The organism is Rhodanobacter sp. UC4443_H10 (genome assembly GCF_052978325.1).
In genome coordinates this window covers 2,674,334-2,699,020 of sequence record NZ_CM129668.1, presented here as the reverse complement: position 1 = coordinate 2,699,020, position 24,687 = coordinate 2,674,334, and the positions used below count along the sequence as shown (strand labels likewise).

Below are 24,687 nucleotides of genomic sequence, written 5' to 3'. Positions count from 1 at the left end.
CTGCATCTGCCGCATTTTCACGACAGGCTGTACCCATGGTTCTTCGACGTTTCCGCTCTCTCCTCGCCACGCTGGTCCTGACCCTGGCGTTTACCGCCTTCGGCGCGTTCGCGCCCGTCGCGGCACAGGGCACCACCACCGCCACGCGCCACGCGCCGCTGGCCTTCACCGCCCTCCCTGCCGACCAGCAGGCGCAACTGGACGAGCTGGAACACCGCACCTTCCAGTTCTTCTGGGACACCACCAATCCGGTCAACGGGCTGGCACCGGACCACTGGCCGGGGCAGTCGTTCTCCAGCATCGCGGCGGTGGGTTTCGGCCTGACGGCCTACGGCATCGGCGCCGAACGGGGCTGGATCAACCGCGACCAGGCGGTCAAGCGAACCCTGGTGACCTTGCGCTTCTTCGCCGACTCGCCGCAGAACGCCAGCGAGGATGACGCCACCGGCTACCGCGGCTTCTACTACCACTTCCTCGACATGCAGACCGGCTTGCGCCACGGTCGCGGCGTCGAGCTGTCCAGCATCGACACCACCTTGCTGCTCGGTGGCGTGCTGTTCGCGCAGTCGTACTACGACCGCGACACGCCGCCGGAAAAAGAGATTCGCGCGCTCGCCGACATGCTCTACAAGCGCGTCGACTGGCCGTGGATGCAGGCACGCCCGCCGCTGGTCAGCATGGGCTGGACCCCCGGCGGCAAGTTCATCCCTCACGACTGGGAGGGCTACAGCGAGGCGAACCTGCTCTACATCCTGGCGCTGGGCTCGCCCACCCATCCGCTGCAGCCCGCGGCGTGGCACGCGTGGACGCGCACCAACCCGCGCTACTGGGGCACGCTCTACGGCGAAACCTTCCTGACCTTCGGGCCACTGTTCGGCCACCAGTACAGCGCCGCGTGGATCGACTTCCGCGGCATCCGTGACGACTTCATGCGCCAGCACGATTCGGATTATTTCGAAAACGGCCGCCATGCGGTGCTGTCGCAACGCAACTACGCGATCGCCAATCCGGCGGGCTGGACCGGTTACGGCGAGAACCTGTGGGGGCTGACGGCCAGCAACGGCCCGGGCCACTTCGGCATCGTCACGGACGGGCGCGAGCGGCGCTACTTCGGCTACTCCGCGCGCGGCGTGGGCCTGCGCCACGTGGTCGATGACGGTACCATCGCGCCCACGGCAGCGCTGGGCTCGATCGCCTTCGCGCCGGACCTGGTGGTGCCGGAGTTCCTGCACATGAAACAGCGCTACGGCAAATACATCTACGCGAAGTACGGCTTCCGCGACGCGTTCAACCTGACCCTGCGCGATCCCGACGCGCCGCTGCGCACCGGCCTGGTGATTCCCGGCTTCGGCTGGGTCGACACCGAGTACCTGGGCATCGACCAGGGCCCGATCCTGCTGATGCTGGAGAACTGGCGCAGCGGCCTGGTGTGGAAAGTGATGAAGCGCAACCCGTATGTGCGCAAGGGCCTGCAGCAGGCCGGCTTCCGCGGTGGCTGGCTGTCACGGGCGGCGGCCACACCGTGAGCCGGCGGCGCTGGCGACTGCTGGCGCCGGCGCTGTTGCTGGTCGGCATCGCTGCCTGCCGGGGCGATCACGATGATCGCCACACACTGACCTTCTGGGCGATGGGCCGCGAGAGCGAGGCGGTGGCGCAGCTGATGCCGGCGTTCGAGCGCGAACACCCGGACATCCGCGTCGACGTGCAGCAACTGCCGTGGAAGGCGGCGCACCAGAAGCTGCTCACCGCGATCGCCGGCGACACCACGCCGGACGTGGCCCAGCTGGGCAACACCTGGCTCGCCGAGATGTGCGCGCTGGATGCGCTCGAACCGCTGCAGCCGTACGTCGAACGCTCGCGCGTGGTGCAGCCGGCGGATTACTTTCCCGGCATCTGGGCCACCAACCGCATCGACGGCACCCTGGTCGGCATCCCCTGGTATGTCGACACGCGGCTGCTGTTCTACCGCAAGGACCTGCTCGCCGCCGCCGGCTTCGACACGCCGCCGCGCGACTGGGCCGCGTGGTCGCGGCAGCTTGCCGCGTTGCAGGCGCATGCTGCGCCCGATCACTACGCGATCCTGCTGCCGACCAACGAGTTCGAGCAGCTGTTGTCGCTGGGCCTGCAGCAGGATGAGCCGCTGCTGCGCGACGGCGGGCGCTACGGCAACTTCGAAAGCGCCGGGTTCAAGCGCGCGCTCGCGTTCTACGTGGAGCGGTTCAGGCGCGGCGAGGCGCCGTTGCTGGCCAACACCGAAGTGCCCAACCCGTGGGCCGAGGTCGGCCGCGGCGTGTACGCGTTCTACTTCTCCGGGCCGTGGAACATCGGTGAGTTCCGCCACCGTCTCGACGCCGCGCAACAGGACGACTGGGCCACCGCGCCGCTGCCCGGCCCGGACGGCCCCGGCGCCGGCATCGCCAGCGGCTCCAGCCTGGTGATCTTCCGCCACTCGCCGCGCAAGGCGCAGGCCTGGCTGCTGATCGAATACCTGTCGCGCCCGGCGGTGCAGCAGCGGTTCTACCAGCTGCTCGGCGACATGCCGCCGCGCCGCTCCGCCTGGCAGGGCGAGGCGCTGCGCGACGACCCCGCGGTGCGCGCGTTCCGCGAGCAGCTGGAACGGGTCAAGCCGACCCCGCCGGTACCGGAGTGGGAGCGCATCGTGACCGAGATGCAGCTGGTGGCCGCGCGCGCGGCGCACGGCGAGTTGAGCGTGGACCAAGCCGCCGCCGAGATCGACCGCCGCGCCGACGCGATCCTGGCCAAGCGCCGCTGGATGCTCGACCACGCCGGGGGCGCGCGATGAGCCGCGCGCGCACCGCCTGGCTGTTCCTCACCCCGGCGCTGCTGGTGCTGGGCGTGTTCTTCTTCGTGCCGGTGCTGGGCGCGCTGGGCCTGAGCCTCACCGATTACGACCTGTACGCGCTCGCCGACCTGCGCAACCTGCGCTTCGTCGGCCTGCACAACTACTGGGAGCTGCTGCAGCGGCCGCTGTTCTGGACCGCGCTGGGCAACACGTTCTACTTCGTGATCGTCGGCGTGCCGCTGTCGATCGGCGCCTCGCTGGGCACCGCGCTGCTGCTGAACTCGCCGCTGGCGCGGATGAAGGCGTTCCACCGCACGGCGCTGTTCGCCCCGGTGGTGACCACGGCGGTGGCGGTGGCGGTGATCTGGCGCTACCTGTTCAACACCAAGTACGGCCTGGTGAACCACGCGCTGGCCACGCTGGGACTGGACCCGGTGGACTGGCTGGGCGACCCGCACTGGGCGATGCCGACGATCATCGCCTTCGCGGTGTGGAAGAACTTCGGCTACAACATGATCATCCTGCTGGCCGGCCTGCAGGCGATCGCGCCGGAGCTGTACGAGGCGGCGCGCATCGACGGCGCCTCGCGCTGGCGGCAGTTCCGCCACATCACCCTGCCGATGCTGCGGCCGACCATGGTGCTGGTGATGGTGCTCACCGTGGCCGGCTATTTCCAGCTGTTCGCCGAGCCCTACGTGATGACCGAAGGCGGGCCGCTGCAAAGCACCACGAGCGTGCTCTACCTGATGTACGACGACGGCTTCAAGTGGTGGAACTTCGGCGTGGCCTCGGCCGTCGCCTTCGCCTTGTTCGGCATCATCCTGGCGGTGACCATGCTGCTGTTGCGACTGGCGCGACGCGGGGCGGCGGCATGAACCCACGCCTCGCCCGGTGGCTGGTCAACGGCGCCTTGTTCGGCTGCGCCGCGGTGGCCGTGCTGCCGCTGCTGTGGATGCTGTCGGCCTCGCTGATGCCGGCCGGCAGCGCCAGCTCGCTGCCGCCGCCGCTGCTGCCCGCGCAACCCACGCTGGACAACTACCGTGCGCTGTTCGCCCGTGCCGGCATGGGCCGCTACCTGCTCAACAGCCTGGCGATCTCCGGCGCGATCGCCGCGCTGGCGCTGGTGTGCAACCTGATGGCCGGCTACGCCTTCGCCAAGCTGCGCTTCGCCGGGCGCGAGCGCCTGTTCCGCGCGCTGATCGGCGCGCTGCTGATCCCCGCCCAGGTGGCGATGCTGCCGCTGTTCCTGCTGCTGAAATATGCCGGCCTGGTCAACAGCTACGCCGGCGCGATCGTGCCGGGCATGGCCACGCTGTTCGGCATCTACCTGGTGCGCGAGTTCGCCCGCAGCGTGCCGGACGAGTTGCTGGAAGCGGCGCGCATCGACGGCGCCGGCGAGTGGCGCATCTTCGTGCAGATCATGCTGCCGCTGCTCAAGCCGGTGATGGTGACGCTGACCGTGTTCACCTTCCTCGCCGCCTGGAACGATTTCATGTGGCCGCTGATCGTGCTGACCGGCCAGGAGCACTACACCCTGCCACTGGCGCTGGCCTCGCTGGTGCGCGAACACAGCGAGGACACCGAACTGATGATGGCCGGCTCGGTCGTCACCGTGCTGCCGGTGCTGGTGCTGTTCCTGGCGCTGCAGCGGCATTACCTGCAGGGGTTGTTGCTCGGGAGCGTGAAGGGGTGAGAGCGCCCGCTTTAATGGAGTGACGCAAGGAGCGCTTTATCTGATTAGAACCGGCCCGCCCGGAAATCCGCGATCGCCTCGTGGATCTGCGCCTGGGTGTTCATCACGAACGGACCGTAGCGGGCCACCGGTTCGTTCAGCGACTTGCCGGCGACGACCAGCAGGCGCGAGGGTTTGTCACCGCCGGCCAGCTGCAATTGTTCGCCATCGGACAGCACGCCCAGCTCGCTGCGTTGCAGCCGTTCGCCACCGACCAGCGCCGATTCGCCCTCGAACACGTAGGCGAAACCGTGGTGGCCGACGGGCAACGCCAGCGCGAACCACGCACCGGGCTGCAGGCTGACGTCGAGATACACCGGCGCGGTGGCGATGCCTTCGACCGGTCCGGTGGCGCCGGCCAGCTCGCCCGCGATCACCTTGACCTCGACGCCGTCGGCCGGATGCACCACCGGAATCCGCTCCGGGGCGATGTCCTGGTAGCGCGGCGCGGTCATCTTGTCCTTCGCCGGCAAATTCACCCACAGCTGGAAGCCCCACATCAGGCCGTTTTCCTGCTGCGGCATTTCCGAGTGCAGGATGCCGCGGCCGGCGGTCATCCACTGCACGCTGCCCGGCGTGAGGTCGCCGCGGTTGCCATGGTTGTCGCCGTGCCGCATGTGGCCGGCGAGCATGTAGGTGACCGTCTCGAAGCCGCGGTGCGGGTGTTCGGGGAAGCCGGCGATGTAGTCATCGGCGCTGTCGGAGCGGAACTCGTCCAGCAACAGGAACGGGTCGAGCATGTCCAGCCCGGGCTGGCCGATGATGCGCTTGAGCTTCACGCCGGCGCCGTCGGAGGTGTCGGTGCCGCGGATGCGGCGGGTGATGGTGCGATCGCTCATGGGGTTCTCCGGCTGGTAAGACATGCCCGCCAAGATGGTCCGATTCGTGCCCCGATCCAAGCAGTGTCACCGGAACGGATCGTTTCGCTGGCGCGACACCGGCTCAGTCGAGCCAACGAAAGGCCCGGCGCAACTCGGCCATGGCGTTGTCCGGAAACCAGCGCCCGTGCGCCAGCACCACGCGCCGCGGCTGCCACGCCAGCATCCGCGCCAGACAAGCGCGTGCCTGGCGTTTGCGACCCAGATAGGTCAGGCGCATGTCCCATGGCGCCTTGCCGTCGGGGTCCAGGACGCCACCCAGCCGTGCCAGCCAGCGCATCGGGCCGTGCAGCCTGTCGAGTTCGAAATTCTCGATCAGGTCGGCGAGGATCAGCGTACCGCTGGCGTCATGCAGGAACACGAATTCCTGCATCACGCGGCTGCCGCGGAAGCACATCTGCTTGATGCTGCCGGCCCAGTCCGGGGGCGGCGCGTCGTCCAGATCGGCGTCGAAATGCACGTCGATGCGCTGGCTGGCCGCACGCTGGCGCACCCCGGGCGAAGCCCACGCCGTGGCGTGGGGGTAGCGCTGCTTCCACGCGGCGATATGGGCGTAATGAAGCAGGTTGGGCGACACCAGATGGCGCACCGGCCCGAGCGCATCGATCGCCTCGAACAGCGCCGCGTCGGGCGCGATCGGCGAGTGGCACCACAGCCCGCCGTCGGGCAACCGCACCACCGTCATGCGGGTGGGAAACGGCATGCGCATGCCGAGCGCCGCCATCGCCACCACCGGGCCGTCGACGATCCAGATGTCGGCGGCAACCGGTTTCAACGTGTCGAGCGGGGTGTACAAGCCGAGTTCCGTCACGAATGACCTCGCCAAATGCAGCAGCAGCCCGCTCGCGGGCGATGGGTTTACTCCGAATCCTGAATCCCGATTCCCGATTCCCGGCCCTCAATGCACCCAGTGACCGCTGCGCTGGCGCGGCGGTGCGGCCTCGCTATCGCTGGCTGGCTGGTGCTGGCGCACCATCGCTTCCACTTCCGCCTCGGTGGCGGGGTTGGCCTGCCAGTACTGGTTCACGGCTTGCAGCACCGCCGGCACCTGGCCCAGGCAGTCGTCGTATTCGTCGTCGCTGAGCTTTTCGAACTCGGCCTCGGCGCGCAGGATGCCTTCGTCCACCGCCAACGCCATCACCGGGCCGAGCAGCTCCATCAGCTGGGGATCTTCGGCCAGGCGGCCTTCCCACAGGGCGGCGCGCAGGTCGATGCCGCGGCTGAAGCCCTCGCACCAGCCGGCGGCCGACAGCATCGGACCGGCCTCGGATTCGACTTCGCCCAGGATCGGCTCGTAGGCATCCACGTCGAGCTCGGCGCTGATCGAATCGTTGAGCTTGGCCAGCAGGGCCAGCACGCGATTGCCTTCGTCCTCGTCCTCGAACGGCTCGTGCAGCACCTCGCGCAGCCATTCCTCGGGCAGCACCAGCAGCGGGCCGACCGCCAGCGCCGAGAGCAGGCCGTGCACGCCATCGAGCAGCAGGTCGCCCTCGCCGGTATGCGCGCGCAGGTAGCGGTCCAGTTCGTCCAGTTCGTGGTCGTCCAGCGAGCTGGGCCATTCGTTCTTTGCAGTCATTTCGGTCAGATGTCCAGTTCCAGCGTTACCGGGGTATGGTCGGACGGGCGCTCCCAGCGCCGCGGTTCCCGGTCGATCCCCGCCGCCCTGGCGGCCGGTTTCAGGGCGTCGCCGATCAGGATCAGGTCGATACGCAGGCCCATGTTGCGGCGAAACGCCGCCTGCCGGTAATCCCACCAGCTGTAGTGCCCGGGCTCGGACTCGAACAGCCGGAAGCTGTCGTGCAGGCCCAGGTCGGTGATCGCCTTGAGTGCCTCGCGCTCGGGCGGCGAGCACAGGATGTCCTTGCCCCAGGCCACCGGGTCGTAGACGTCGCGATCGTCGGGGCAGATGTTGAAATCGCCCAGCACCACCAGGTTCGGGTGGCGCTCGTGCTCGCGCGCCAGGAACTCGCGCACCCTGGCCATCCAGTCCAGCTTGTAGGCGTATTTCTCGTCGCCGACCGCCTTGCCGTTGACCACGTACAGGTCGACCACGCGCAGCGGGCCGATGGTCGCGGCGAGGATGCGCCGCTGCGGGTCGTCCAGGCCGGGGATGTCGGTAATCACGTCGACCGGCGCCTCACGGGCCAGGATCGCCACGCCGTTGTAGGTCTTCTGGCCCGAATACACGGCCCGGTAGCCGGCGGCGGCCAGCTCGTCGACCGGGAACTTCGCGTCCTCCAGCTTGGTTTCCTGCAGCGCCACGATGTCCGGCTGTGCGTCGGCCAGCCACTGGCCCAGATGCGGCAGGCGCACCTTCAGCGAGTTGACGTTCCAGGAGGCGATTTTCATCGGGATATTGTAAAGGATTGCCCCGATCGGTCCGGCGGGCCGGCTGAACGGTTCGCGCCGATCGCAATACTTCGGTGCAGGAAAGCCACCGAAATCGCGATTTCCAGTGTATGCTGCGCGGGCAAGCCGTCCGGAGCACCCGGTTCACTTGCCCATCTTGCGGTCAAGTGCAATCGCTCCGAGCCGCAAATCATCCATGCTTCAAAGGTAACGTTACATGTCGGATCGTCAGAGCGGTACAGTCAAGTGGTTCAACGACGCCAAGGGTTTTGGCTTCATCACGCCGGAAAGCGGTGATGACCTGTTCGTGCATTTCCGCGCGATCCAGGGCACGGGCTTCAAGTCCCTGCAGGAAGGTCAGCGCGTCACGTTCATCGTCACCAAGGGCCAGAAGGGCCTGCAGGCCGAGGAAGTCCAGGCTGCCTGAGTCGCACAAACTCAGCTCCTGAAGGAAAGCCCGCTTCGGCGGGCTTTTTTTCGGGCGGCTTTTCGCCGGCACCGGCGTCGATGGATTTCGACCGCCGCCTGCTTCGGTCGGTGCCGGTACGGTGCCGGATGGAAGCGGTCGATGAGCAACCGATGAATCGCCGCTTCGAGCGGAACGAACGCGGGCACAGCTGAGCCCGGGAGGCCGACGCGGATCAGCTGGCAACCCCACGCCGCTGTCTACGGCCCGTACGGCTTGTCCGGTCAGCCGATGCGCACGGTCACCGCCGCTCCGGCGCTGGCGCAGCGGCTGACGTATCACGCGTGGTACACGCAGTGGAACTGTCGCTGGACTATGCGCCGACGCCGCGCGATCCGAACCTGCAGCCCGCGGGAGCAAACAACCTGCCGCAGGCAGCGTAGGCGCTCGATGCTCGGTGTACGGATTCAACTGCGATTGCGTAGACTCCGATTGCCTGGAATCGGTGGTGAAGGATCACCGTACGGCATCGGCGACGCGCCGGTCACTCGCAGCGCGCTTGAATCAGATCACGACACAAGGGAACAGTGATGAGCAAGGACATGGCCTATTACGAAAAGACCTTTGAATGGCAGCAGTTTCCGGAGGGGAGGGCGAGGTTTGTGGGGGGTATCCGCGGTTGGGACGAACGCGGTCATTACGTTTATGCCGTGGAACTGCAAGGCCGGGTCGTCTATGGGGAAATTGCGCGCACTTTCCTCGCCAATCACAACGACTACAACATCGAAGTGGTCTCCTTCGGCTATGGCATGGAGGAGAACGTGGGGATTCCCGAACCAACGTCGCGTGGTGCTTATACCAGAGCGGAGTTGGAGACTGTTCGCTCGTTGATCGTGCAGTTGATTCGGGCAGGTCAGCATTTTGACGATAAACCCGTCCTCTTGGTGGAATATCCCGATGCCCACTTTCAGGGCAAGATCGTCTTCCGCGAAGGGTGGACGAACCTCCGGCAGGAGACCGTGTCATGACGGACTACTCTCGCCAGATCGAGCGGATCAAGGCCGCGCAATCGCTCGACGAGATCCGCGCAGTTGCCAACACCAATCCCGTCCAGGCCCAAGGCGAAGGCGCCATCCTCTACAGCGGCAAGGTGGGCGAGGTACGTTCGGAAGTCATCGCCAAGGAGCTGGCACACAAAACTGAGTTGTCGATCATCAACGACACGCCGCGAGCCAGGCTTCTGGGCACTTGATTTATCGCCAACGCCGCCCGATTCGGACAGGCAACCCACGGGTAGCCAACGATGGATTGCAGGCACAACAGAGGCTCGAAGCTCGGTGTGCGAACTCGACCGGTGTTTCGTAAACTCGTGGTGGAAGGGATTTACACGGCATCGCTGATGCATCGTTCAGCGACCAATGCACCATCAGATCACGACATGAGGGAACGGTGATGAGCAAGGACGTGAAGGATTACGAAGAGCCCTTCGGTTGGCAGCAGTTTTCGGAGGGCAGGGCGCGATTTGTGGGTGGTATTCGCGGCGGCGACGAGTGTAGGCATGAGGTATATGCCTTGGAATTCCAAGGCCGGGTCATCTACGGCGAAATTGCGCACGCATTTCTTCCCAACGACAACGACTACAACATCGAAGTCGTCTCTTTCGGTTATGGCATGGAGGAAAACGTAGGTAACCCCCATCCCAGGGCCCGTGGTGCCTATACCGAAGGCGAGTTGGATATTATTCGCTCACTAATCGTGCGGCTTATCCGAGCAGGCCATACGTTTGAAGAAAGGCCTTTGCTTCTTATGGAGACCGCAAAGTCGCACTTCATGGGAAAAATCATCTTCCGCGACGCGTGGACGAATCTCAGGCAGGAGGCCGTGTCATGACGGACTATTCCCGCCAGATCGATCAGATCAAGGCCGCGCAATCGCTCGATGATATTCGTGCTGTTGCCAAGGCATTCCCGGTTCAAGCCCGGAGCGAAGGCGCCATTCTCTACAGTGGCAAGGTGGGCGAGGTGCGGTCGGAAGTCATCGCCAAGGAGCTGGCACACAAGACCGGGCTGTCCATCATCAATGACACGCCACGCGCCCAGTTTCTTGGCAGCAAGCGCGTATACGATGCCATTGCTGATTCGACGCAGCGAATTCTCAAAGAACAAGGCATCCCCCTTGATCAAGTAGAAAAATCCAGCTGGGACTTCCTCTACGGCAACGGCAAAGCCCCGCCCGACTCCCCATTCTCGGTGAAAAACAGCCTGTGGGGCGAAGCTTCGGCTGAATTTGCCGGCTCGGTGCGTGGTCATGTCGTGGTGGTCGCCTCGGCGGCGAATGTCGAGCGGGTGCTTGGTCAGGCCGAAATACCCGTGATTCTTCATGTCGATCAAGCCAGCAGCCTGGCCGGTCGACCCTTGTCGTCATGGCAGGCGCTGAACGCGCGTGATGGCATGAAGGCGGTGGTCACCGAATTGCAGACCCCTTTTGTCGATGCCGCAAAGAAGGGCATTTTCGCGTTGCCCGACGGCCCCGCCGGAGAGGTTACCCAAGTGGCGGTTTCGCGCGAGGCAGCCACGACGCTGCGTCTGGACGGTTCCCGATTCGTCGGGGCGGCGGCGTTGAGCGACGCCGGCTTTGTGCGAGCTCCGCTGGCGCCTCCGGCACCCGCCGCGACAATTGTCTCCGCGGAACCCATCGCCATGGCCGAAGCAGGCGCGCGCGGCCTGTCACCCGGTTTGATGCGAAGCGCTGGCATCGTGCCCGCCGCCGCTGTGGTCTACGACGCCACTACCACCGGCTCGCGTGTTTCCGGCCTGCGCCAGCAAGGCAACCTCACCGGCGCCCAGTCCGAAGCGATGCACTTCGCGGGCCGCAATCTGGGCGCATTCGGTGGCGCGATGCTGGGCGCACAGGTGCTCGGCATGGCCGGTTCGGAAACCGGACCGTTCGACTTGCTGATCGGCACGGCCGGTGCGATCGGTGGCGCGATCGGCGGCAGCAAGCTGGCCGATGCCTACGATCAGCACGCCATTTACAACCAGACCGATCCGCAGGGGATGACCTGGCACTTGGACCCGGACCAGCCCGGGCGGGGCTGGACGCGGGAAGTGGCCACGGGCGAGCCAGCACCGCGCGCCGCCGTATACGGGATGGACGGCTTGTCCGGTCAACCCGCGCGCACTGTCCACGCCGATCCGGCGCTGGCGCAACGGCTGACGTATCAGGCATCGAACAGGGCGGTGGAACTGTCGCTGGACTATGCGCCGACGCCGCGCGATCCGTTCCGCCAGCCGGCGAGTCCGCACGACACGCCCAGCGTCGGTCAGGATGCGCCGTGGATCCGCGATGCGCAAACGCGCGCGTGGTCGCGCCACGTCACCGATCAAATCCTCGAACACGGCCTGACCCGCTCGCATGACGAGGTCGCCAGCTCGACCCGTGCGGCGCAGCTCGACCAGGCTGCCGCGCAGACCATCGTCGCCAACCTGGCGCAGTCCAGGCACGCGATCGCGCAGCGTTATCAGGCCGTCTACGAGCGCAGCGGCTGGCAGCAGTTCGGGCCGGTGCCGCAGGCCATCGCCGAGGCGCGGGATACCCCGGCGACCACCTTGCGTGCCTCCGACGGACATGCCTACACCCGCGACGACGCCGGCCAGTGGAGCACCCCGGGGCGGCTGTTTGGCCGGAACCTGGCCGACGGCCCGGTGCGTCAGGAGCTGGATGCCACCTTGCAAGCGCAGCGGGCATCGCTGGCTGCCGCACAGGAACGGCAATCGCCTGCGCATGCCGCAGTACCGACGGCATCGGCCAAACCGGCCGATGCCAACGCGGTGATCAACAAGACATTCTCACCGGCCGTGCGCGAGGCGTTGCACAGGATGAACCGGATGATCGAGGCGCTGGACAACCCCGATCCGACCGTGCTGCGCAAGGAAATCGAGCCGTTTGCCCATTCCGCCGCGGGCCGCGCGTTCTTCGCGCAGGGCCAGGCGCGGCTGGCACACGAGAACGCCCTGGCCGGCCCGCCGTCGCCACGCGACCCACGCGAGTGGGGTCACCCCGATCACTCCCTCAACCAGAGCATCCGCAAGCAGCTCATCGACTTGCATGCCCGTGCCGGCATCTACCCCTCCGGCGCCCGGATCGATCCGTTGACCGCGGCCGTGGCCCTGCATGCGCGGGAACGTGGCATGCCCCGCGTGGATCGACTGGAGTTCGGCGCCGACCAACAAGGCATCCTGGCCAGCCAGGGCCACCGCGGCCCACTGGACAACGTGCTGGCGCCGCCCAGCATGATCGACGTGCAACAGGCCATGCAGACGCCGCCGGCGCAGTCTTACCAGCAAATGGAGCAGGTGACCGCCCGACCACAGGTGCAGCGGGACCAGGTCATGCAACAGTTGGCCCAGCCCCAACAGCAGGGCCAGTCGATGGGCCGCTGAAGCGCCGCGACGGACAACGGCAAGGGATCAAACCACAGGAATTACCCCATGGAAGAGGACGAGCTGACGGCGCTGGCCGCCACCTTGAGTGTCGTGATCAGCCGCTTCGAACAGCGTTGCCAGCGCATCGAGGCGCAGCAGGGGGAGCTGCTGCAACACCTGCCGGCCATGCTGCAGGACAAGGTCGATGGCGTACTGCAGACCTTGTCGGGCCAGGCCGGCGTGGCGGTACGCGAGGGTTTGGGTGCGCCCGCCGAGCACTACCGGCAGCGCGTGCAGGTGGCTGCGGCCGAGGCCGAGCAGGCCACCCGCGCGCTTGCCTCGGTGCAGGCCGAGATGGCTTCGCAGCGCCGATGGATGCGCTGGGGCCTGGGCGCCGTGCTGGCGCTGAGCCTGATCAGCCTGGCCGCCACGTACGAAAGTCTCTACGGCTTCTATCAGGCACGCTATGCCCGGCTCCGGGCGCAGGTGACGTATCTGGAGGCGGTCAACCATGCCGACGTGGTGCCGTGTGGCGATGGCAGGCTTTGCGCCCGCGTGGAGCACAACTCGCCACGCTACGGCGAGCGGAAACAGTACCGCGTGGTGGCGCCGCGGCCTTGAGGGTACCGGCGCTGGCAGGGGCCACCGCCGGGCAGACCAAGATCGGATCGCGCTGGCTCTCCGCGCACACCAGCCGGGGCAGCGCGATCCGGCATCCATGCTGCGGTCGACATGCGTGACTCCTGACGCCATCGGTTGCCGACGATGCTTTCGTCGGCTCACGCCAGGCCGTAGCTGCGCAGCAGCGCCTCCGGCTCGGGCTTGCGGCCGCGGAAGGCGATGAAGCTCTCCAGCGCCGGGCGGCTGGCGCCGACGGCGAGGAACTCGCGGCGGAAGCAGTCGCCGGTGACCGGGTCGATCACGCTGCCGCCCTGTCCGGCAGCCTCCTCGAAGGCGCCGAACGCATCGGCCGACAGCAGTTCAGCCCACAGGTAGCTGTAGTAACCGGCCGCGTAGCCGCCGGCGAAGATGTGGCTGAAGCCGTGCGGAAAGCGCTGCCATGCCGGCGGATGCAGCACCGCCACCTGCTTGCGCACCTGCTCCAGCACCGCCAGCGCGCGGGCGCCGCGGGACGGCTCGTACTCCAGGTGCAGCAGAAAATCGAACAACGCAAACTCCAGCTGGCGCACCAGGAACAGGCCGGCGTGGAAATGCCGCGCGGCCAGCATGCGCTCGAACAGCTCGTCCGGCAGCCGCTCGCCGGTCTGCCAGTGGCGCGCGAACAGGTCCAGCGCCTGGCGATTCCAGCCGAAGTTCTCCATGAACTGGCTGGGCAGTTCCACCGCGTCCCATTCCACGCCGTCGATGCCGCCGATCGAGGGCAGCGCGATGCCGGTGAGCAAATGGTGCAGGCCGTGGCCGAACTCGTGGAACAGGGTCAGCACGTCGTCGTGGGTGAGCAGGGCCGGCTTGCCCTCGGTGGGCGGCGCGAAGTTGCAGGTGAGGAAGGCCACCGGCCGTTGCTCCTGGCCGCCGTCGTCGAAGCGGGCGCGGCAGACGTCCATCCAGGCGCCGCCGCGCTTGCCGTTGCGCGCGTAGAGATCGACGTAGGCGCCGGCGAACACCTTGCCGGCGGCATCGCGCACGTCGTAGTAGCGCACCTGCGGGTGCCACACGTCGACGTCGTCGCGGGCGGCGAGAGTGATGCCGTAGAGTTTTCCGGCGAGGCCGAACAGGCCGTCGATCACCGCCGGCAGCGGGAAGTACGGCTTGAGCTGCTCCTCGTCCAGTGCGTACTCGCGCTGGCGCAGTTTCTCCGACGCGTAGGCGACATCCCACGGTTCGAGCGTGTCGAGCTTCAGTTCGGCGCGGGCGAACTCGCGAAGGGTGGCCAGTTCGCGCTGCGCGACGGGCTTGGCGCGGGCGGCCAGGTCGTGCAGGAACTCCAGCACCTCGGCCGGCGAGGCGGCCATCTTGGTGGCCAGCGACTCCTCCGCCGCATTGGCGAAGCCGAGCAGGCGCGCAGCTTCGTGGCGCAGGGCCATGATCTTCTCGATGCGCTCGCTGTTGTCGAACTTGCCCGCATCCGGACCCTGGTCCGAAGCGCGGGTCTGGTAGGCCCAGTACACCCGCTCGCGCAGGCCGCGGTGGTCGGCGTAGTTCAGCACGGCCTGCACGCTGGGCTGCTTGAGCGTGACCAGGTAGCCGTCCAGATCCTGATCCTGCGCATACTGGCGCAGCACGGCGAGGCCGGAGGCAGGGACGCCGGCGAGGTCGCGCTCGTCGGTGACGTGTTCGTGCCATGCCTCGCTGGCATCGAGCACGGCATGGGAGAACTCGGTGGAGAGCCGCGACAGCTCCACCCCGATCTCGCGGAAGCGCGAACGCGCCGGCTCGGCCAGTGCCACGCCGGACAGCCTGAAGTCGCGCAGGGCATGTTCGACCAGCGCGCGCTCCGGCCGCGGCAAGGCGGCGAAATCCGCCGCATCGGCCAGCGTCTGCACCGCCGCGTACAGCGCGCGGTTCTGGCCCAGCTCGATCGCGTGCTCAGTGAGTTTTTCCTCGGCCGGGCCGTAGACCGCGCGCAGCGCTTCGCTGTCGGCCACCGCCTGCAGATGCGACACCGGTGCCCAGGCCCGCGCCAGGCGCTGCTCCAGCCGTTCCTGGGTCAGCATCACGTGGTTGAAGTCGCGCGGCGCGCCGGGGGCGACCAGCGCGTCGATGGCGGCGCGGTAGTCGGCCAGGATCGCGTCGATCGCCGGTTGGACGTGCTCGGGGCGAATCTGCGAAAACGCCGGCAGGGTGTCGTCGGCCAGCAGCGGATTGTCGGGGCTCATGCGGTCTCCTTTGAGCCGCCAGCGTGGCGATCGCGCCGGGCGAAATCAAGCGCGGCCGCGTGACGAGGCACCGCGCGCCGCTAGAATGCGCCGATGAATTCCCTGCGCAGCTTCAAGGGCATCGCGCCCACGCTCGGCCAACGCGTCTACGTCGACCCCGCCGCCACGGTGATCGGCGACGTGGTGCTCGGCGACGACGTCTCGATCTGGCCCGGCACGGTGCTGCGCGGCGATGTCAACGCCATCCGCGTCGGCGCCAAGACCAGCATCCAGGACGGCGCGGTCGTGCACGTCGCCCACGCCGGCCCGTACGGACCGGGTTACCCGTGCCTGATCGGCGAGGGCGTCACCATCGGCCATCGTGCGGTGGTGCACGCCTGCACGATCGGCGACTACTGCCTGATCGGCATGCACGCCAGCGTGCTCGACGGCGCGGTGGTGATGCGCCACGGCTTCGTCGGCGCCGGCGCACTGGTGCCGCCAGGCAAGGTGGTCGGCGAGGGCGAGCTGTGGCTGGGCAACCCGGCGAAATGCGTGCGCGTGCTGGGCGAGCGCGAGATCGAGCAGTTGCGCTATTCGGCCGGGCATTATGTGCGGCTGAAGGACGTCTACCTGGCGGAGGCCTGATGGCCATCCGTCGCGTGCTGTTCCTGTGCAGCCGCAACCGCCGGCGCAGCCCGACTGCCGAGCGGGTGTTCGGCGCATGGCCGAACCTCGAGGTGGATTCGGCCGGCCTCGCCGACGACGCCGACGTGGTGCTGAGCACGGACCAGCTGGACCGGGCCGAATGGATCGTGGTGATGGAGAGCAGCCATCGCCGGCGCCTGCAGGCGCGCCATCGCGCCCGGCTCAAGGGCAAGAAGATCGTCTGCCTGGACATTCCCGACCGCTACGCCTTCATGCAGGCGGAACTGATCGCGGCGCTGCTGCGGAAGGCCGGGCCGCTGCTGCGCTGAGCCGACCTCACATCGCCGCGCCGCGCATGGCGTTCGCCTGGCGGATGCGCTCGGCTTCGGCCTCGTGCTGCCGGGTCAGGATGTTGCGCGCGGCGGACAGTTTGCCGCCGAGCAGGGACAGCGTGAAGTTGTTGCTGTCGAATTCGCGCAGCAGATCGATCTCGCGGCGCGCCTCCTCCAGTTCGTTGCGGTTGATGGTGCGCTCGATCTCCTCCGAGGCGCGGCCGAAGGATTCCCGCAACGCCTCGTGCGCGGTGCGGTCGTGCGGCTCCAGCTGCAGCACGCTGAGGTAGAACTCGAACGCGTTGCTGCCGGCCGGCGCGATCAGGCGGCCGTCGCGCATGGCGTCGCGCGCCAGCCCGAGCAGGATGGCGCGGCCGCTCTGCGCATCGTCGAGCGGTGTCCCGGCCGCTTCGACAGCGGTCGTTCCAGCGGGCGAAGGTGCCGCCACCGGGCCCCGCCGGAAGGTCGCAGCGGCTCCGCCCAACACCAGCAGCAAGACGACGGCAAGCGCGTATCGATGCGATACGGTGGAAAGAAAGCGGGACATGACACCTGCTGCGCAAACGATGGCCGCGCGCTGGAGTCGTCATCATCGGCGCGCTCCCGGCGGGTCGCGCCATCCTGCCCGCGCATTGTTTCAGTCGTGTGGCGCGGCGGCGACCGGTGCGCTCAGGCCGTTTGCCGCCGCAAGGTCTGGTACACCGGCTCGGTGTCCGGTCGCTGGCCGTGCCACAGCGCGAAGGCGTCGGCCGCGGTTTCCACCAGCATGCCCAGGCCGTCGCAGGCGTAGCGCGCGCCGGCCGCGCGGGCCCAGCCGATGAAACCGGCGGCGGCCTGGCCGTAGGACAGGTCGTAGCACACTGCGCGGCTGCCGAGCAGGGCAAACGGCAGTTGCAGCGCCGCGCCGAGCACGCCGGCCGAGGTGGCGTTGACGATCAGGTCGAAACTGCCGATGGTGGCCAGGTCGTCCCAGTAGCGGGTACGCACCCGCGCCGGCTCGCCAATGGCGTCGGCCAGCGCGTCGGCCGCCGCCGGCGAACGGTTGACGATGGTCAGCGATCGCACGCCGGCATCGAGCAGCGGCCAGGCCACCCCGCGCGCCGCGCCGCCGGCACCGAGCAGCAAGGTGTCATGGCCGCGCAGGTCGATCTCGTGGCGTTCGGCCAGATCGCGCACCATGCCGTCGCCGTCGGTGTTGTGTGCCGCCAGACGGCCGTCCCCCAGCCGGGTCAGCACGTTGGCCGTGCCGGCCCGCGTGGCTGCCACGCTGTGCTGGTCGGCCAGCGCGAACGCGGCCGCCTTGTGCGGCAAGGTGACGTTGGCGCCGCGGCCGCCATCGGCGAAGAAGCGCCGCACCGCATCGGCGAAGTCGGCCGGCGGCACGTCGATCGCGCGGTATGCCAGCTCGATGCCGCACTGCTGCGCGAACGCCTGGTGGATCGCCGGCGACAGGCTGTGGCTGATCGGGTGACCGAACACGGCAAACTGGGCGGGCTGCATGGGGGTTCCCTGAGGAGTACTGGCTGCCAGTCTACAAGCCACCCCTCGGCGTGCAGGGTCGCAGGCGGTGAGATGAGCGGCAGGCACGCTGGCGGCACTTTCACGGGAGATGCCCCATGCGCACGTCGAGCCCGCTTTCACCGCATCATCCACGCCTGTTTGCCGCCGCCAGCACCTGGCTGCTCGGAGGTGGCGTCTTGCTGCTGAGCACCCTGGTGCCGGCGCACACCGCGCTCCTGGGCTGGACGCCCGCGTTCTGGCTGCTGGTCGCGCCCTTGCTGGTGCTGCTGGCGCTGGAACCGGGGCTGCCGCGCCGCTGGCTGGCGCGGCGGCGTCTGCGTGTCGTCCACACCGTTCACGGCGCGGCCTGGCGCTGATGGCTCAGACGGCGCCGCCCTGGCGCTTGCGTTCCATCCGGCGCAGGAATTCGCGCATCACGCGCAGGTACAGTTCGTCGCCGAGATAGGCATCTTCCACGCCGGCGTCGATCGAGGGGTTGTCGTTCACCTCGATCACCACCGGGCGGTTGCCGACCTGCTTGAGGTCGACGCCGTAGAGTCCGTCGCCGACCGGCTGGGTCGCCTTCAGCGCCAGCTTGACCACGGCCACCGGGGCGTCCTTCAACGCGATGGTCTCGAACCCGCCGGACTTTGCCGTGCCGGTGGCGCCGTGGTTGTAGATCTGCCAGTGGCCGCGCGACATGTAGTACTTGCAGGCGTAGATCGCCTCGCGGTTGAACACGCCGATGCGCCAGTCGAACTCGGTGTAGACGTATTCCTGCGCCAGCAGCAATGCGCTGTGCTGGAACAGGCCACTGGCCGCGTGCGCCAGCTCTTGCTCGTCCTCGACCTTGACCACGCCGCGCGAGAACGAGCCGTCCGGGATCTTCAGCACCAGCGGGAACCCGAGCCGCTCGACGACTTCCTTCATGCCCTTGCTGTCGTCGCGATAGAGGATCTCCGTGCGCGGCACCGCCAGTTTGCGCGAGACCATCAGGTCGTTGAGGTAGATCTTGTTGGTGCAACGCAGGATCGAGCTGGGGTCGTCGACCACCACCATGCCTTCCTTCTCGGCGCGGTGGGCGAAGCGGTAGGTGTGGTTGTCGCTGGCAGTGGTTTCGCGGATGAACAGGCCGTCGTACTCGGCCAGCCGCTGGTAGTCGTTCTTGCCGATCGGGTCGACCTCGATGCCGAGCTCCTTGCCGGCGCCGATGAATGCCTTCAGCGCGCGCTTGTTCGACGGCGGCATCTGCTCGGCCGGGTCGACCAGCATGGCCAGGTCGTAGCGGAACTGCTTGCGCGCGCGCGGCTTGCGCCACAGCTTGCGCGAGAAGCGGTCCAGTTCCTCGGCGAAGGCGTCCTCCTGCGCGTCGTCCAGCGAATGCAGGCCGACCGGCTTGATCGAGCTGACCTGCCACACGCGGTCGCGCTCGAACTCGATGCGCAGCAGCGGGCAGGGGAACATCTCGAACACCTGCCGGGCCAGGTCCTGCAGCGCCGGGTAGGCGGTCTCGCCGAAGTACACCAGGATGCCGAAGTCGGTGGTGTCGCGCCCGCCGGCAGGCAGGAAGTGGGTGAGCTTCTGGTTGAGGTCGTCGATGTCCAGGCCGTACAGCGAGCGCCGGCGCAGGTCGTTCACCGTGCGCACCGACGGCATCACCTTGTGCCCGCGCGCCTCGGCCAGCAACGACACGTAGTAGCCGGTGCCCAGGTACTTGTAGCTGCGGCACAGGTTGATCACGTGGGTGCGTTCGTCGTCGGCACCGACCGGCGTGCGCAGATAATCCATTGCGCTCATCACATCAACGGAGGGGTAATACGAGCTCCAGTCGGAGGCTTTCTCGACAACGACGACCAGGCGGGCCATGACACCTCTCGATCCCAAGTGGCATGCGCGGCCGGTCGCGCCCGGGGCGGGCGGCGGCGCAAAGTGCGCAGTCTGGCACAGCGCCGCGACGACACAAGGGATGGCACTGAAGGAGACGTAAATGCCCGCCCGCGCCAGCCTGTGCAGCGCCTGCTAGAGTCCGCGGGATTGCCCTGCCTGATGCCACGGATACCACCCTCGATGCCGTCTTTGCCCGTCACCGCACCGGCGCGCGTGCGCCGCGCGGATCTTTCCGATCTCGACGACCTGGTGACGCTGGAACAAAACGCGTTCGACGGCGACCGCCTGAGCCGGGCGCAATACCGCCGCCACCTGGACAGCGATTCGGCGCAAGTGCTGGTGGCCAGCGGCGGCCGCCACGATTTCTTCGGCAGCGCGGTGCTGTTTTTCCGCAAGCGCAGCCGGGTGGCGCGCGTGTATTCGCTGGCGACGCGACCCGAATCGCGCGGCCTGGGCATCGGCGCGGCGCTGCTGCAGGCGGCCGCGGCCGCCGCGCGACGGCGCGGTTGCGACCGGCTGCGGCTGGAGGTGCGTCCGGACAACGCCGCGGCGATCCGCCTGTACGAGCGCGCGGGCTTCCGCCGTTTCGGCGCGTATCGGCGTTACTACGAGGACGGCACCGACGCCTGGCGCTACGAGCAGGCGCTGGATTGATCGCGTCGCGCGTCAGCCGCCCAGCGGGTGGCGGATGCGCTGCTCGGTGGCGTCGTCCGCCCGCGCCACCAGCGCGCCGGTGCGCATCAGGCTCACCGTGTAGTGGCCGCCGTCGACCAGCGGCAGAAACGCGCCGCTGCCGTAGACCGTGTCGAGTTCCGGCAGCCACGCAGGGTGCGTCTTGCCCAGCTTGACCAGGTCGAACGCACCGGCCGGCTCGAAACTGATCACCGTGCGCGGCGCGGTCATTTCCTGCGCGGGATCGTCGTAGCGGCCGGAGAGCCGATCGAGCCGGTACAGCGGTGGCACGCCGGCCAGCAGCGCGGGCAGCTTCCACTTCAGCACGACCGCCTCGACGCGCCAGGCATCGCCGGCCAGTTCGACCTCGCGCGTGCTGCCGTCGGGCCAGGTCAGGTTGAGCGCCCAGCGCTGCGGCGACAGGATGCGCGCGTCGATCTCGACCACCGACGCCTCCTCGCCCAGCAGGTGGTAGCCACGCAGCGCGGCGCCGGTGCCGGCCAGCAACAGGGTGAGCGCAAACGCCGCCACGCACAGCAGCGCCCGCCAGCTGGCCGCCGCGCGGCGACGCGCCTGCAGGTGCCGGCGCAGCATCACCAGCTGCGCGAGGGTGACCAGCGCGAACACCGCGGCCAGCACCAGCAGCACCGTCATCGGCATGCGCAGCAAGGCGCTCCAGTCCATCGCATCCACCCTCGTCGTCGCGCGGCACGCGCCGCCGCCCCATGATAGCCGGCGCACCGCGGGTGCCTCGCTATACTGGCCACTTGCTGAGGAACCCCGCCATGCGCCGATCCCTGTTGTTGCTGCCGCTCGCCCTCGTCGTCGCCCTGCTTGCCGGCTGCGGCAACAAGGGACCGCTGGTGCTGCCGCCGGCACGAACCGCGCCGCCGCCGACACCGGCCACCAGCGCACCGGCACCGGCGATGCCGGCCAGCGTGGCCGCGGATGCTTCCGGCGAGCACTGAGATGGCGCCGGCGCCACTGCGCTTTTCCAAGATGCACGGCAGCGGCAACGACTTCGTCGTGCTGGACTGCCGGCGGCAGGCGTTCGCGCTCGACGCGGTGCAGATCCGCGCGCTGGGTGATCGCCACACCGGCGTGGGCTTCGACCAGCTGCTCAGCGTGGAGCCGGCGCGCGATCCGTCGTGCGCGTTCTACTACGGCATCTGGAACACCGACGGCTCGCCGTCAGGCCAGTGCGGCAACGGCGTGCGCTGCGTGGCGGCGTGGTTGCATCGTGCCGGCGCGCTGGCGCTGGACCAGGCGGTGCGCATCGAGAGTCCGTCCGGACCGGTGACGGTGCGCGTGCTCGCACCGGACGAGGTCACCGTGGACATGGGCGAGCCGATCTTCGAACCGGCGCGGATTCCGTTCGCGGCCGCGGCGACGGCCGCGCATTACCCGATCGAGGTCGGCGGCGATACGCTGGACATCGGCGCCGTCTCGATGGGCAATCCGCATGCGGTAGTGACCGTCGATGACCTGGCCGATCCCGCGCTGGAACGGCTCGGCCCGCTGCTGACCCGGCATCCGCGCTTCGCCGAAGGCGCCAACGCCGGCTTCGTGCAGCGGCTGGACCGCAGCCACCTGCGCCTGCGCGTGCACGAGCGCGGCGCCGGCTGGACCCGCGCCTGCGGCACCGGGGCCTGCGCCGCGATGGCGGTGCTGCGCCGGCGTGGCGAAGTGGATGAGCGCGTCGCGGTGGCGCTGCCCGGCGGCAGCCTGCGCATCGACTGGGCCGGCGCCGGCCATGCGCTCTGGATGACCGGCCCGGCGGCCTTCGTTTTCGAGGGCGAATGGGCGCTTCCCCGCGTCGAACCGCCGCCGGCCGGTTGAAGCCCGCGCGCGTCCATCGCACACTGCGGCAGGCAAGCCCCGCCCGCCCCGCTCCAGGATCTCCGCGCATGACCGCTACCCTGCTCGACGACGCCACCCAGGCCCGCGTGGTCGCCGCCTACCTGAAGCGGCACCCGGAATTCCTCAGCGAGTACCCCGAGCTCGCCGCCAAGCTGACCATGCCGCCGCGCGAGAGCGGCGGCGCGGTGGCCTCGCTGGCGGTCTACCAGATGCAGAGCTTGCGCGACAAGAACGCCGAGCTGGAGCGGCGGCTGGCCGAACTGGTCGAGATCGCCGCCGAGAACGAGAAGTTGATGGAACGCGTGCACGGCCTGACCGTGGCGCTGCTGCGCGCCAGCACGATGGAGGTCACTGCACGCACGGTGATCGCACGGCTCAGCGCGGATTTCCACACCGAGCGCGTGAGCCTGCTGCTGTTCGGGGCCGAACCCAAGCTGCCGCGCGCCGACTGGCTGCAGCAGATCGCCGGCGGCGCGGCGGCGCTGCCCGAGTTCGCCGATTTCCTGCACAAGGGCGAGCCCAGCTCCGGCCGCCTGTCGGCCGACAAGCTGGCGCGGCTGTTCGGCGAGCACGCGACCGGACTGCAGTCGGTGGCGTTGATCCCGCTGGGCGACGCCGGCATGCTGGCCATCGGCAGCGCCGACCCGAACCGCTTCCAGCCGGGCATGGGCACGCTGTTCCTGAGGATGATCTCCGCCACCATCACCGCCGCGCTGGCGCGCTCGCGGGATGTCTCCTGAGCCGGTAGTGACTCCGGCCGGCCAAGTCGATGCCTGGCTGGCCCGCCTCGCCGGCGAACGCCACGCCTCGCCGCACACCGTCGCCGGCTATCGGCGCGACCTGGACAAGCTGCTGCGCTTCATGGCGGCAGGTCAGGTAGGCACCTTCGAAGCACTCGACGGCGCGCGCATGCGCGCGTTCATCGCCGGCGAACATCGCGCGGGGCTGGCGCCGAAGAGCCTGCAGCGCCTGCTCTCTTCCTGCCGCAGCCTGTTCCGCCAGCTCGGTCGCGAGGGCACGCTGAGCCACGATCCGCTGCTCGGCGTGCGCGGCCCCAAGGTGCGCCGCAAGCTGCCGCAGGTGCTCGACGTGGACGAGGCCACCGCGCTGGTGGAGACCGACAGCGGCGGCAAGCTCGCCGTGCGCGACCGCGCGATGCTGGAGCTGTTCTACTCCAGCGGCCTGCGCCTGTCCGAGCTGTGCGGCCTGCGCTGGCTCGACCTCAAGCTCGACGACGGCGAGGTGCGCGTGCTGGGCAAGGGCAGCAAGACGCGCATCGTGCCGGTCGGCCGCCACGCCGTGGCCGCGCTTCGTGCGCTCGGCGCCGAGCAGGGCATGCCGCCGGACGGCCCGGTATTCCGCGGCCGCGGCGGCGCGCCGATCCATCCACGCACGATCCAGCTGCGCATGAACACCCTCGCGCTGCAGCAGGGCATCCCGAAACACATCCATCCGCATCTGCTCAGGCACACCTTCGCCAGCCACATGCTGGAATCCTCCGGCGACCTGCGTGCGGTGCAGGAGCTGCTCGGCCACGCCGACATCGCCACTACCCAGATCTACACCCACCTCGATTTCCAGCACCTGGCCAAGGTCTACGACGCCGCGCATCCGCGAGCACGGGTGAAGCGAGGGGCGAAAAGCGAGGAGTGAGTGGAGAGGAGTGAGGAATGAGAGAGAGCAGACCACGAGCCCGGCTTTCTCTCACTTCTCACTCCTCTTCACTCACTCCTGGCCCGCGCATTGAAGCCCGCCGCCCACGGCCCCATCTCATCCGCTCAGACATCCTCTTGCGGAGCACCCATGGAATCGTTTCACGCCACCACCATCGTCTGCGTGCGCCGCGACGGCCGCGTCGTGATCGGCAGCGACGGCCAGGTCACGCTGGGCAACACGGTGATGAAGGGCAACGCGCGCAAGGTGCGCCGGCTCGGCAAGACGGGCGAGGTGGTGGCCGGTTTCGCCGGCGCCACTGCCGACGCCTTCACCCTGTTCGAACTGTTCGAGCAGAAGCTCGAGAAGCACAACAACAACCTCACCCGCGCCGCGGTGGAAATGGCCAAGGAATGGCGCACCGACCGCCGCTTCGGCCGACTGGAGGCGATGCTGGCGGTAGCCGACAAGGAAACCTCGCTGCTGATCTCCGGCAACGGCGACGTGGTGGAACCCGAGCACGGGCTGATCGCGATCGGCTCTGGCGGCCCGTTCGCCCAGTCCGCCGCGATGGCCCTGCTGGAAAACACCGACCTGGACGCCCGCACCATCGTCGAGAAGGCGCTGAAGATCGCCGGCGACATCTGCATCTACACGAACCACAACGTGTCCATCGAGGAGCTGGGAACAGGGAATGGGGAATAGCCAGAGCATTTCCTGGTAGCCC

Annotated in this window: 28 protein-coding genes; 19 read left to right on the top strand and 9 right to left on the bottom strand. The window is 68.3% G+C overall.

Translation table 11 applies throughout. The features are described from left to right. Positions 1 to 35 precede the first annotated feature (35 nt). Genes ACVCMB_RS12360 through ACVCMB_RS12345 form a run of 4 tightly spaced genes read left to right on the top strand, consistent with a single transcriptional unit; the run spans position 36 to position 4,496 of the window. A complete protein-coding gene (locus ACVCMB_RS12360; protein ID WP_447107083.1) occupies positions 36 to 1,526 on the top strand; it encodes a glucoamylase family protein in 1,491 nt (496 codons plus the stop codon). Beyond that, the gene (locus ACVCMB_RS12355) at positions 1,523 to 2,803 is read left to right on the top strand and encodes a sugar ABC transporter substrate-binding protein (protein ID WP_447107082.1); all 1,281 of its coding nucleotides are present in this window, start codon (positions 1,523 to 1,525) and stop codon (positions 2,801 to 2,803) included. Before ACVCMB_RS12360 ends, ACVCMB_RS12355 begins: the two co-directional genes overlap by 4 nt. Further along, entirely contained in the window at positions 2,800 to 3,678 is an 879-nt protein-coding gene (locus tag ACVCMB_RS12350; RefSeq protein ID WP_447107081.1) for a carbohydrate ABC transporter permease, read from the top strand. The genes ACVCMB_RS12355 and ACVCMB_RS12350 overlap by 4 nt, the downstream gene beginning before the upstream one ends. Then, a complete protein-coding gene (locus ACVCMB_RS12345) occupies positions 3,675 to 4,496 on the top strand; it encodes a carbohydrate ABC transporter permease (RefSeq protein ID WP_395120795.1) in 822 nt (273 codons plus the stop codon). Before ACVCMB_RS12350 ends, ACVCMB_RS12345 begins: the two co-directional genes overlap by 4 nt. A 44-nt stretch (positions 4,497 to 4,540) precedes the next feature. Here the strand turns inward: ACVCMB_RS12345 and ACVCMB_RS12340 are convergent, their stop codons facing one another. From ACVCMB_RS12340 to xth, 4 genes are all read right to left on the bottom strand, one after another. After that, entirely contained in the window at positions 4,541 to 5,374 is an 834-nt protein-coding gene (locus ACVCMB_RS12340; RefSeq protein WP_447107080.1) for a pirin family protein, read from the bottom strand. Positions 5,375 to 5,477: 103 nt separating this feature from the next. Continuing rightward, on the bottom strand, positions 5,478 to 6,224 hold the full coding sequence (locus ACVCMB_RS12335; protein WP_395120791.1) for a DUF4336 domain-containing protein: 747 nt from the start codon (positions 6,222 to 6,224) through the stop codon (positions 5,478 to 5,480). A gap of 87 nt (positions 6,225 to 6,311) precedes the next feature. Further along, positions 6,312 to 6,989: a YecA/YgfB family protein gene (locus tag ACVCMB_RS12330; RefSeq protein ID WP_395120790.1), complete on the bottom strand. Its 678-nt coding sequence runs from the start codon at positions 6,987 to 6,989 to the stop codon at positions 6,312 to 6,314. A 5-nt stretch (positions 6,990 to 6,994) separates the two neighbouring features. Further along, positions 6,995 to 7,762 (bottom strand): exodeoxyribonuclease III, encoded by a 768-nt coding sequence (xth, locus tag ACVCMB_RS12325; RefSeq protein WP_395120789.1) that lies wholly within the window; start codon positions 7,760 to 7,762, stop codon positions 6,995 to 6,997. Positions 7,763 to 7,979: 217 nt separating this feature from the next. On the opposite strand from xth, the gene ACVCMB_RS12320 reads away from it, so the two are divergent. From ACVCMB_RS12320 to ACVCMB_RS12295, 6 genes are all read left to right on the top strand, one after another. Beyond that, positions 7,980 to 8,189 (top strand): cold-shock protein, encoded by a 210-nt coding sequence (locus ACVCMB_RS12320; protein WP_008438719.1) that lies wholly within the window; start codon positions 7,980 to 7,982, stop codon positions 8,187 to 8,189. 569 nt (positions 8,190 to 8,758) lie between these two features. Then, complete coding sequence (locus ACVCMB_RS12315; RefSeq protein WP_395120788.1) at positions 8,759 to 9,196, top strand: hypothetical protein; 438 nt, start codon at positions 8,759 to 8,761, stop codon at positions 9,194 to 9,196. Further along, on the top strand, positions 9,193 to 9,420 hold the full coding sequence (locus tag ACVCMB_RS12310) for a hypothetical protein (RefSeq protein ID WP_395120787.1): 228 nt from the start codon (positions 9,193 to 9,195) through the stop codon (positions 9,418 to 9,420). Before ACVCMB_RS12315 ends, ACVCMB_RS12310 begins: the two co-directional genes overlap by 4 nt. Positions 9,421 to 9,620: 200 nt before the next feature. Then, the gene (locus ACVCMB_RS12305; protein ID WP_395120786.1) at positions 9,621 to 10,058 is read left to right on the top strand and encodes a hypothetical protein; all 438 of its coding nucleotides are present in this window, start codon (positions 9,621 to 9,623) and stop codon (positions 10,056 to 10,058) included. Then, the gene (locus ACVCMB_RS12300) at positions 10,055 to 12,610 is read left to right on the top strand and encodes an XVIPCD domain-containing protein (protein WP_395120785.1); all 2,556 of its coding nucleotides are present in this window, start codon (positions 10,055 to 10,057) and stop codon (positions 12,608 to 12,610) included. The genes ACVCMB_RS12305 and ACVCMB_RS12300 overlap by 4 nt, the downstream gene beginning before the upstream one ends. Positions 12,611 to 12,658: 48 nt before the next feature. Next, positions 12,659 to 13,213, top strand: a complete 555-nt coding sequence (locus tag ACVCMB_RS12295) for a hypothetical protein (protein WP_447107079.1) — start codon at positions 12,659 to 12,661, stop codon at positions 13,211 to 13,213. Between the two features lie 158 nt (positions 13,214 to 13,371). On the opposite strand, the gene ACVCMB_RS12290 is transcribed toward ACVCMB_RS12295, so the two are convergent. Further along, positions 13,372 to 15,429, bottom strand: coding sequence for a M3 family metallopeptidase (locus tag ACVCMB_RS12290; RefSeq protein WP_447107078.1), 2,058 nt, complete (start codon positions 15,427 to 15,429; stop codon positions 13,372 to 13,374). A gap of 93 nt (positions 15,430 to 15,522) precedes the next feature. On the opposite strand from ACVCMB_RS12290, the gene ACVCMB_RS12285 reads away from it, so the two are divergent. Then, positions 15,523 to 16,056 carry a gamma carbonic anhydrase family protein gene (locus ACVCMB_RS12285; protein WP_447107077.1) on the top strand — a complete coding sequence of 178 codons (534 nt, stop codon included), beginning with the start codon at positions 15,523 to 15,525 and terminating at the stop codon, positions 16,054 to 16,056. After that, positions 16,056 to 16,385, top strand: coding sequence for a low molecular weight protein tyrosine phosphatase family protein (locus tag ACVCMB_RS12280; RefSeq protein WP_447107076.1), 330 nt, complete (start codon positions 16,056 to 16,058; stop codon positions 16,383 to 16,385). Before ACVCMB_RS12285 ends, ACVCMB_RS12280 begins: the two co-directional genes overlap by 1 nt. A gap of 7 nt (positions 16,386 to 16,392) precedes the next feature. On the opposite strand, the gene ACVCMB_RS12275 is transcribed toward ACVCMB_RS12280, so the two are convergent. Next, positions 16,393 to 16,836, bottom strand: a complete 444-nt coding sequence (locus ACVCMB_RS12275; RefSeq protein ID WP_447107075.1) for an energy transducer TonB — start codon at positions 16,834 to 16,836, stop codon at positions 16,393 to 16,395. A gap of 221 nt (positions 16,837 to 17,057) precedes the next feature. Continuing rightward, positions 17,058 to 17,888, bottom strand: coding sequence for a shikimate dehydrogenase (aroE, locus tag ACVCMB_RS12270; protein ID WP_447107074.1), 831 nt, complete (start codon positions 17,886 to 17,888; stop codon positions 17,058 to 17,060). Positions 17,889 to 18,004: 116 nt separating this feature from the next. On the opposite strand from aroE, the gene ACVCMB_RS12265 reads away from it, so the two are divergent. Continuing rightward, complete coding sequence (locus ACVCMB_RS12265; protein WP_447107073.1) at positions 18,005 to 18,265, top strand: hypothetical protein; 261 nt, start codon at positions 18,005 to 18,007, stop codon at positions 18,263 to 18,265. Positions 18,266 to 18,269: 4 nt separating this feature from the next. Here the strand turns inward: ACVCMB_RS12265 and ACVCMB_RS12260 are convergent, their stop codons facing one another. Next, positions 18,270 to 19,754 (bottom strand): RimK family protein, encoded by a 1,485-nt coding sequence (locus tag ACVCMB_RS12260; RefSeq protein ID WP_395120778.1) that lies wholly within the window; start codon positions 19,752 to 19,754, stop codon positions 18,270 to 18,272. A gap of 201 nt (positions 19,755 to 19,955) precedes the next feature. Between ACVCMB_RS12260 and ACVCMB_RS12255 the strand changes: the two genes are divergently transcribed. Then, positions 19,956 to 20,429, top strand: a complete 474-nt coding sequence (locus tag ACVCMB_RS12255; protein ID WP_447097685.1) for a GNAT family N-acetyltransferase — start codon at positions 19,956 to 19,958, stop codon at positions 20,427 to 20,429. 12 nt (positions 20,430 to 20,441) lie between these two features. Here the strand turns inward: ACVCMB_RS12255 and ACVCMB_RS12250 are convergent, their stop codons facing one another. Further along, positions 20,442 to 21,131 (bottom strand): hypothetical protein, encoded by a 690-nt coding sequence (locus ACVCMB_RS12250; protein ID WP_447107072.1) that lies wholly within the window; start codon positions 21,129 to 21,131, stop codon positions 20,442 to 20,444. A gap of 101 nt (positions 21,132 to 21,232) precedes the next feature. Between ACVCMB_RS12250 and lptM the strand changes: the two genes are divergently transcribed. The 5 genes from lptM (at position 21,233) to hslV (ending at position 24,665) form a co-directional block, all read left to right on the top strand. Further along, positions 21,233 to 21,415 (top strand): LPS translocon maturation chaperone LptM, encoded by a 183-nt coding sequence (gene lptM, locus ACVCMB_RS12245; RefSeq protein ID WP_395120775.1) that lies wholly within the window; start codon positions 21,233 to 21,235, stop codon positions 21,413 to 21,415. A gap of 1 nt (position 21,416) precedes the next feature. After that, positions 21,417 to 22,286 carry a diaminopimelate epimerase gene (dapF, locus tag ACVCMB_RS12240; RefSeq protein WP_395120774.1) on the top strand — a complete coding sequence of 290 codons (870 nt, stop codon included), beginning with the start codon at positions 21,417 to 21,419 and terminating at the stop codon, positions 22,284 to 22,286. Between the two features lie 68 nt (positions 22,287 to 22,354). Further along, positions 22,355 to 23,047: a DUF484 family protein gene (locus ACVCMB_RS12235; RefSeq protein ID WP_395120773.1), complete on the top strand. Its 693-nt coding sequence runs from the start codon at positions 22,355 to 22,357 to the stop codon at positions 23,045 to 23,047. A gap of 7 nt (positions 23,048 to 23,054) precedes the next feature. Continuing rightward, the gene (locus ACVCMB_RS12230; protein WP_447101314.1) at positions 23,055 to 23,960 is read left to right on the top strand and encodes a tyrosine recombinase XerC; all 906 of its coding nucleotides are present in this window, start codon (positions 23,055 to 23,057) and stop codon (positions 23,958 to 23,960) included. Positions 23,961 to 24,110: 150 nt separating this feature from the next. Beyond that, positions 24,111 to 24,665, top strand: a complete 555-nt coding sequence (gene hslV, locus ACVCMB_RS12225; protein ID WP_395120772.1) for an ATP-dependent protease subunit HslV — start codon at positions 24,111 to 24,113, stop codon at positions 24,663 to 24,665. Positions 24,666 to 24,687 lie beyond the last annotated feature (22 nt).

Excerpts from the sequence above, each read along its gene's own strand:
- ACVCMB_RS12360 (WP_447107083.1), top strand. The coding sequence starts at position 36 with ATGGTTCTTCGACGTTTCCGCTCTCTCCTCGCCACGCTGGTCCTGACC.
- ACVCMB_RS12350 (WP_447107081.1), top strand. The coding sequence starts at position 2,800 with ATGAGCCGCGCGCGCACCGCCTGGCTGTTCCTCACCCCGGCGCTGCTG.
- ACVCMB_RS12345 (WP_395120795.1), top strand. The coding sequence starts at position 3,675 with ATGAACCCACGCCTCGCCCGGTGGCTGGTCAACGGCGCCTTGTTCGGC.
- ACVCMB_RS12340 (WP_447107080.1), bottom strand. The coding sequence starts at position 5,374 with ATGAGCGATCGCACCATCACCCGCCGCATCCGCGGCACCGACACCTCC.
- ACVCMB_RS12330 (WP_395120790.1), bottom strand. The coding sequence starts at position 6,989 with ATGACTGCAAAGAACGAATGGCCCAGCTCGCTGGACGACCACGAACTG.
- xth (WP_395120789.1), bottom strand. The coding sequence starts at position 7,762 with ATGAAAATCGCCTCCTGGAACGTCAACTCGCTGAAGGTGCGCCTGCCG.
- ACVCMB_RS12320 (WP_008438719.1), top strand. The coding sequence starts at position 7,980 with ATGTCGGATCGTCAGAGCGGTACAGTCAAGTGGTTCAACGACGCCAAG.
- ACVCMB_RS12315 (WP_395120788.1), top strand. The coding sequence starts at position 8,759 with ATGAGCAAGGACATGGCCTATTACGAAAAGACCTTTGAATGGCAGCAG.
- ACVCMB_RS12310 (WP_395120787.1), top strand. The coding sequence starts at position 9,193 with ATGACGGACTACTCTCGCCAGATCGAGCGGATCAAGGCCGCGCAATCG.
- ACVCMB_RS12305 (WP_395120786.1), top strand. The coding sequence starts at position 9,621 with ATGAGCAAGGACGTGAAGGATTACGAAGAGCCCTTCGGTTGGCAGCAG.
- ACVCMB_RS12300 (WP_395120785.1), top strand. The coding sequence starts at position 10,055 with ATGACGGACTATTCCCGCCAGATCGATCAGATCAAGGCCGCGCAATCG.
- ACVCMB_RS12295 (WP_447107079.1), top strand. The coding sequence starts at position 12,659 with ATGGAAGAGGACGAGCTGACGGCGCTGGCCGCCACCTTGAGTGTCGTG.
- ACVCMB_RS12290 (WP_447107078.1), bottom strand. The coding sequence starts at position 15,429 with ATGAGCCCCGACAATCCGCTGCTGGCCGACGACACCCTGCCGGCGTTT.
- ACVCMB_RS12285 (WP_447107077.1), top strand. The coding sequence starts at position 15,523 with ATGAATTCCCTGCGCAGCTTCAAGGGCATCGCGCCCACGCTCGGCCAA.
- ACVCMB_RS12280 (WP_447107076.1), top strand. The coding sequence starts at position 16,056 with ATGGCCATCCGTCGCGTGCTGTTCCTGTGCAGCCGCAACCGCCGGCGC.
- aroE (WP_447107074.1), bottom strand. The coding sequence starts at position 17,888 with ATGCAGCCCGCCCAGTTTGCCGTGTTCGGTCACCCGATCAGCCACAGC.
- ACVCMB_RS12265 (WP_447107073.1), top strand. The coding sequence starts at position 18,005 with ATGCGCACGTCGAGCCCGCTTTCACCGCATCATCCACGCCTGTTTGCC.
- ACVCMB_RS12260 (WP_395120778.1), bottom strand. The coding sequence starts at position 19,754 with ATGGCCCGCCTGGTCGTCGTTGTCGAGAAAGCCTCCGACTGGAGCTCG.
- ACVCMB_RS12255 (WP_447097685.1), top strand. The coding sequence starts at position 19,956 with ATGCCGTCTTTGCCCGTCACCGCACCGGCGCGCGTGCGCCGCGCGGAT.
- ACVCMB_RS12250 (WP_447107072.1), bottom strand. The coding sequence starts at position 21,131 with ATGGACTGGAGCGCCTTGCTGCGCATGCCGATGACGGTGCTGCTGGTG.
- lptM (WP_395120775.1), top strand. The coding sequence starts at position 21,233 with ATGCGCCGATCCCTGTTGTTGCTGCCGCTCGCCCTCGTCGTCGCCCTG.
- dapF (WP_395120774.1), top strand. The coding sequence starts at position 21,417 with ATGGCGCCGGCGCCACTGCGCTTTTCCAAGATGCACGGCAGCGGCAAC.
- ACVCMB_RS12235 (WP_395120773.1), top strand. The coding sequence starts at position 22,355 with ATGACCGCTACCCTGCTCGACGACGCCACCCAGGCCCGCGTGGTCGCC.
- hslV (WP_395120772.1), top strand. The coding sequence starts at position 24,111 with ATGGAATCGTTTCACGCCACCACCATCGTCTGCGTGCGCCGCGACGGC.